Annotated in this window: 9 protein-coding genes; 1 reads left to right on the plus strand and 8 read right to left on the minus strand. The window is 64.4% G+C overall.

Annotated features, from left to right (window positions below; all coding sequences use genetic code 11):
• The 6 genes from H7290_RS21120 to H7290_RS21145 all read right to left on the minus strand — a co-directional run.
• Nucleotides 1-457 (minus strand): MBL fold metallo-hydrolase (locus H7290_RS21120; protein ID WP_290515983.1); only part of this gene is annotated, 457 nt, incomplete at its 3' end.
• The gene (locus H7290_RS21125) at nucleotides 454-897 is read right to left on the minus strand and encodes a DUF6069 family protein (protein WP_290515984.1); all 444 of its coding nucleotides are present in this window, start codon (nucleotides 895-897) and stop codon (nucleotides 454-456) included. The genes H7290_RS21125 and H7290_RS21120, both read right to left, overlap by 4 nt.
• Nucleotides 894-1,448, minus strand: coding sequence for an SRPBCC domain-containing protein (locus H7290_RS21130; RefSeq protein WP_290515985.1), 555 nt, complete (start codon nucleotides 1,446-1,448; stop codon nucleotides 894-896). The genes H7290_RS21125 and H7290_RS21130 overlap by 4 nt, the downstream gene beginning before the upstream one ends.
• Nucleotides 1,445-2,020 (minus strand): helix-turn-helix domain-containing protein, encoded by a 576-nt coding sequence (locus H7290_RS21135; protein ID WP_290515986.1) that lies wholly within the window; start codon nucleotides 2,018-2,020, stop codon nucleotides 1,445-1,447. The genes H7290_RS21130 and H7290_RS21135 overlap by 4 nt, the downstream gene beginning before the upstream one ends.
• A 94-nt stretch (nucleotides 2,021-2,114) precedes the next feature.
• Nucleotides 2,115-2,711 carry a transposase gene (locus H7290_RS21140; RefSeq protein ID WP_290515987.1) on the minus strand — a complete coding sequence of 199 codons (597 nt, stop codon included), beginning with the start codon at nucleotides 2,709-2,711 and terminating at the stop codon, nucleotides 2,115-2,117.
• A 6-nt stretch (nucleotides 2,712-2,717) separates the two neighbouring features.
• Entirely contained in the window at nucleotides 2,718-3,176 is a 459-nt protein-coding gene (locus H7290_RS21145; RefSeq protein WP_290515988.1) for a transposase, read from the minus strand.
• Nucleotides 3,177-3,552: 376 nt separating this feature from the next.
• Between H7290_RS21145 and H7290_RS21150 the strand changes: the two genes are divergently transcribed.
• Nucleotides 3,553-3,882 (plus strand): hypothetical protein, encoded by a 330-nt coding sequence (locus H7290_RS21150; protein WP_290515989.1) that lies wholly within the window; start codon nucleotides 3,553-3,555, stop codon nucleotides 3,880-3,882.
• A 132-nt stretch (nucleotides 3,883-4,014) separates the two neighbouring features.
• Here the strand turns inward: H7290_RS21150 and H7290_RS21155 are convergent, their stop codons facing one another.
• Together H7290_RS21155 and H7290_RS21160 are read right to left on the minus strand one after the other, a co-directional pair.
• Nucleotides 4,015-4,308, minus strand: coding sequence for an antibiotic biosynthesis monooxygenase family protein (locus tag H7290_RS21155; RefSeq protein ID WP_290515990.1), 294 nt, complete (start codon nucleotides 4,306-4,308; stop codon nucleotides 4,015-4,017).
• A gap of 97 nt (nucleotides 4,309-4,405) precedes the next feature.
• A partial coding sequence (locus H7290_RS21160) for a hypothetical protein (protein ID WP_290515991.1) occupies nucleotides 4,406-4,663 on the minus strand: 258 nt, incomplete at its 5' end.

Genomic DNA, 4,663 nt, shown 5'->3' on the forward strand with positions numbered 1-4,663 from the left:
CGACTTGTGTCCCGGGTGTGTGACCCGGCGCTGGGACGAGCCGGATGCCGGGAAGCAGGTCGGGTTGCCCGTCGACAGGCACATAGATCATGCCGGGGGCGTCGACCCACTCGCGAATGGTGTAATCGTCCTCGCTGCGGGCGTCGTCGAGCTCTCGCCGCTGGACGTAGGTCGGCTTGCCGGCAAAGAGGTGGTTGCCACCGCAATGGTCGGCGTGCAAGTGCGTGTTGACGATGATGTCGATTCCGGCGACGTCGAAGTCCTGCCTGCTCAGTGGATAGAGAACGGGATCGAAGGCCGCCACCACCAACGGTTGCAGTTCCGTCATACCGGTGTCGACCAGAACCCGAGCATCGGGATGGTCGATGACGTGCACGTACACAGGCATCACCCTGCCCTCGACGTGCAGGTCGGCCACGAGGATCGGCGTGACGGTGATGGCGGCGGAGACGTTCATCGGTTACGGGTTCCTCCGTTGGCCGCGCCCGTAGCAATCCCACGGCTGAGAATCGGGACGATGATGGCCGCCGCCAAGAGGTGGGCCGCGACGAGAACCGCTTTGGTGGCAGAGTCGTCCGGCAGTGCAATCGGCGGGATGAGCGACAACCCCGTAGCAGCAACGGTCACCACGAGGAACCGTCGGCGCGGGCGAAGGAGCCGGGCCATGAAGACTCCCAGAGCGGTCCCGATGAGGGTCCAGAACGCGAATGCAGCGATCGGGATGGCAGCGGCGTCGACCTCGAGACTGACGTCAGCCGTGCGGGCGGTGGCGGCCAGCGCCGAGGTGCAGACGGCTGCGGCCGCACCGGCTAGGGCGCCGCGGCGAACGAGCGCCAGCGTGCTCGGTTGGCCGGCGCGGCTGTGCGTCTCGTGATGCTTCGGTTCTGAGATGGTCACTGGGGTGTTCCTTCCTTGGCGTGTGCCAGGCTGAGGTGCGTGGTGAGAATTTCGAGCCAGGGCGTCTGTTCGTCCGGGCCGAACGGGATCTCGCCCCAGCCGGCCACCATTTCGGCGAAGTATTCGTTCTCCCAGTCCGCTCCGCTTCCGTATGAACTCGAAACGACGCGGAGCACGCAACTGCCGCCGGACGCTGCTTCGATCAGGAACTCGGTAGCGATCGGGGAGATCAATGCGAGCTCTTCATCGGTGACCTCGTATCCGGCGGTGTCGGCCACCCACTCGCGCATCTCCTCAGTCATCGGCCACGGCTCCTCGTACGCGAACCGACGATTCGGCGTGTAGTCGGTGACGATGCCCGTTGACCGGAGCCCACCGTGATCGAACGACACCTCACCATCGATCCTCGGGTCCAGTCGGGTCGGCACCATCCAGGCCGAGATGCCAGCGGCAGTCGCAATCGCCTCCCACACCTGTTCCGGGGTGGCGGACACCTCACGGGTGGAATCGGCACGGTGCTCGACGCGGTCAGGTCGGTCGGAATCGGTCACGAGGGCTCCTCAGGTCGGGGATAGGACGAAACAGTCAGACGATGGGGGCGCCCGTCGTCGTGGTGGTATCTGGCGGCCAGCGCTGCGATCGCCGATTGAACCTCGGCCGCGAACGCGGCACGATCTTCAGGCGACCGGAACCCGATCACCGTGTCGACAGTCAGGGTCGGCAGTCGCGTTGCCGCCGCTACACCGTTCGCGATCGACCCGACCTCGGACACGGTCCGAGCGTTGACCGCGATCAGGTAGGCGGCGGACAGCTGGTCGGCGACCTGGTTGGGGTCGGACGCGGAATCCTGCAACACGTCCGGAGACACGACGAGGTGGCGAGCCGAACGCTGTACGTAGCGCTCGATGATGCCGCCCCAGGTGCGTTCTCCGGCTGGCTCCACCAGACCGTGCGCCTCCAGCGCCTTGAGGTGATAGTTCACCTTCTGACGCGTCAGCCCGACCGTCGCTGCGATCGAGGCCGCCGAGCCGGGTTTGGCCAGAGCATCGAGTATCGAAGCCCGGACGGGGTCCAGTGCTACTTCGACGACAGCGGCGTCCTTGAGTACTCGTACGTCATCCACGGCCTGAACGTAGACCCTGACAGGAAAACTTGTCAAGGTCTACGCGCGGTATCAACCCACTCTCCGCTGCCGAGCGCGACGCTCCTATGGTTTGTCAAGCCTTGATTGGGCCGTTTTCGAGTAGGCGGTAGAGGTCGCGGGCGATGTAGCGGGAGAGGTAGCGTTTGATCTCGCGGCTGGTTTTGCTTTCGGTGGTGCGGCGGGCCACGTAGGCGCGGGTCGGGTCGTCGTAGTGGATGCGGGACTGGACGATGACATGCAACGCCCGGTTGAGTTGGCGGTCGCCGTAGCGGTTGAGGCGGTAGCGGTTGGTGACCTGTCCGCTGTTGGCTGGGATCGGTGCGACTCCGGCGAGCATCGCGAACGCGGCTTCGGAATGGATCCGGCCGGGGTGGGACCAGGCGCAGAGCACGGTCGCGGCGACGATGGCGCCGACATCGAACTCCTCGAGCAGGTCGGGTCGCCAGGATCTGATGATCGCCCGGATGGTCTTCTCGTGCTCCTTTGCCTGGGTGTTCAACGTTCGGAAACGACGCGCCAACGACCGTAGTGCGATCACGGTGGTGGTGGTCTCGACGTCCCAAGAAGACTGCACCCGCAGGCTGGCAGCGGTGGCGAGCATGCCGGGCAGCTTCTGGCCGCGGGACCTGGCCCGGATGGGTTCGGGTGCAGCGATGACGAGGCTGAACACCTGTAGCTAGGCCTCGGTGGCGGCGTGGACCGCGGAGCGGCGGGCCGCCAAAAGCACCGACAACGCCTGGCGTTCCGGGCCGGCGCGTGGGGTGCCGAGCCGGGGGCGTGCCAACGCTTCACGGGCTGCGCGGATCGCGTCGAGGGGGTCGGACTTCGCACCGTTGCGACGCTGGGCCCTCTTGGGCCGGTCAAGCTCGACGACGATCTCGTGGCGCTCGGCGAGGTGGCGGGCCAGGCCGGCGCCGTGACCGCCGGTGCCCTCGATCGCCCAGGCCCGCAAGGTGGCGTGCGCGTCGGCGAACTCCACCAGCTGCTCGTATCCCTCAACTGTAGCCTCGACGGTGACCTCATCCAGCACGCCGCCGGTAGTCGCATGCACCACGGCTGCTGAATGGGTGTGGACGTGGGTGTCGACGCCAATAACGACATCGACGACCTGCGATAGATCGGTCAAACTGTTCATGCGTTCTCTCCTTCGCCGGAAGTGGGACGTGGTTCCGGTCCGGGACAGAGGTTCGGCAGGACTGTGATGAGACACGCCAGGCGCTCCTAACGCCAGGTGGTCAAGCTCCTGATCAGGCCAGCTCCTCCAACCGGGCCGGGGCCAGCAACCACGAGTGGACAAGTCGCAGCAAGGCAGCATCGCCAGTCAATCCAGGGGTCACACCCGCAGTCACTACCCACAGCCCAGCACCATCGGGCTGCCAAAGCGATCCTCACAGTCAATCCACCGCCTCTGACTCACAAGCAGGTTGACACGAAAGGGCTAGATCGAGCTCAACTTCGACCGGACCAAACCGACACACGTGCCGCGCAGCGACATGTAGCCTCAAGAGCCTATGAGCCTCGACTCCCACGCATTGCTGACCGTAGCGAGAGTGGCATTCGTCATCGGATCCCTCGTCGCGTGGTTCTTGGTCTACAAGTGGACGGAAAAGGGAACCGAAGCCGGCCTGTCGGTGAGCAACGTGTCGATGTTTTCGCACGGGACCGTCAAGACTGCATGGTTAGCAATTGTCTTCATAAACGCCTTCTTGAGCGACCTAGAGAGCCGTGCCCTCACGGTCATCCGAATCGGGATCTTGTTGACCCTCGTGACGAGCCTCCTGGCTTGGGTGGCGGCGGAGTCGCGTCGCCGATCCTCTGCGGTCAAAGTCGACAGCGGCTGAGCAAAGATCGTCGTCGTCTGGCCAGACAAAACGGTCCGACCTGCCGATGTCGGCTCCCGCGTCAATCCACCGCGAATGCGCGTCGCAAGTTGCCTTCTGCGATCAGATGTAGTGCCGACCAACTCGCTGCTTCTAAGGATCTTCGACCGCAGAGATCCTGTATTTCGCAACATTGGCACCGAGGACAGCTGGCAGCGTCTGCGGTTCGCTCTCATCGCTGCCGGATGTGCGGAATGACATCAGGGCCCCGTCACTGTCCCAGCGCTCATAGATGTTGATGCGGTCGGAGTCGACCGGGTCGGCCGACTGGACGAAGTCGAAGCAACCAGGCGCTCCCCGAGCTTGAAGCGCTACGTCCTTTACGGCCAACAGATACTGGTCGCGCTCATTGGGGGCGACGCGCAGGTGGCCCGCGATGATGATCACCGTCTCAGGTTAGCGGCGGCGCTGACTGGGGGCTCCGCTCCTTGAATTGATAGGTCAATCCACCGCGATCCGGCCGCGCTGCAGACTAGCCACCCGGTCACCAAATGCGATGGACCAGATTGAGAAGGCCCCATCCCGCAAGCAGGGTCCACGCTCCGATTCCCATGAGGACCAAACCGTCCAACGCACGCTCGACCGAGCTCGTCTCAGACGCCTCCACCGCCACATCCCGAAATTCGGGCTCGCCTTTCGCTGTCCACTCGGCAAGGTGGCCCCAAGAGCAAAAGCCCTCTTCGACCCAGTTGCCGTCTGGATCGTAGATTTCGGCGAAATGCTGAGAGCCGTACGTCAGTAC

Source organism: Aeromicrobium sp. (genome assembly GCF_014378035.1).
In the GTDB taxonomy this organism is placed as follows: domain Bacteria; phylum Actinomycetota; class Actinomycetes; order Propionibacteriales; family Nocardioidaceae; genus Aeromicrobium.

What these genes read in the sequence shown, in the direction of transcription:
- H7290_RS21150 (WP_290515989.1), top strand. Translation starts at nt 3,553, where the DNA reads ATGAGCCTCGACTCCCACGCATTGCTGACCGTAGCGAGAGTGGCATTC.
- H7290_RS21145 (WP_290515988.1), bottom strand. Translation starts at nt 3,176, where the DNA reads ATGAACAGTTTGACCGATCTATCGCAGGTCGTCGATGTCGTTATTGGC.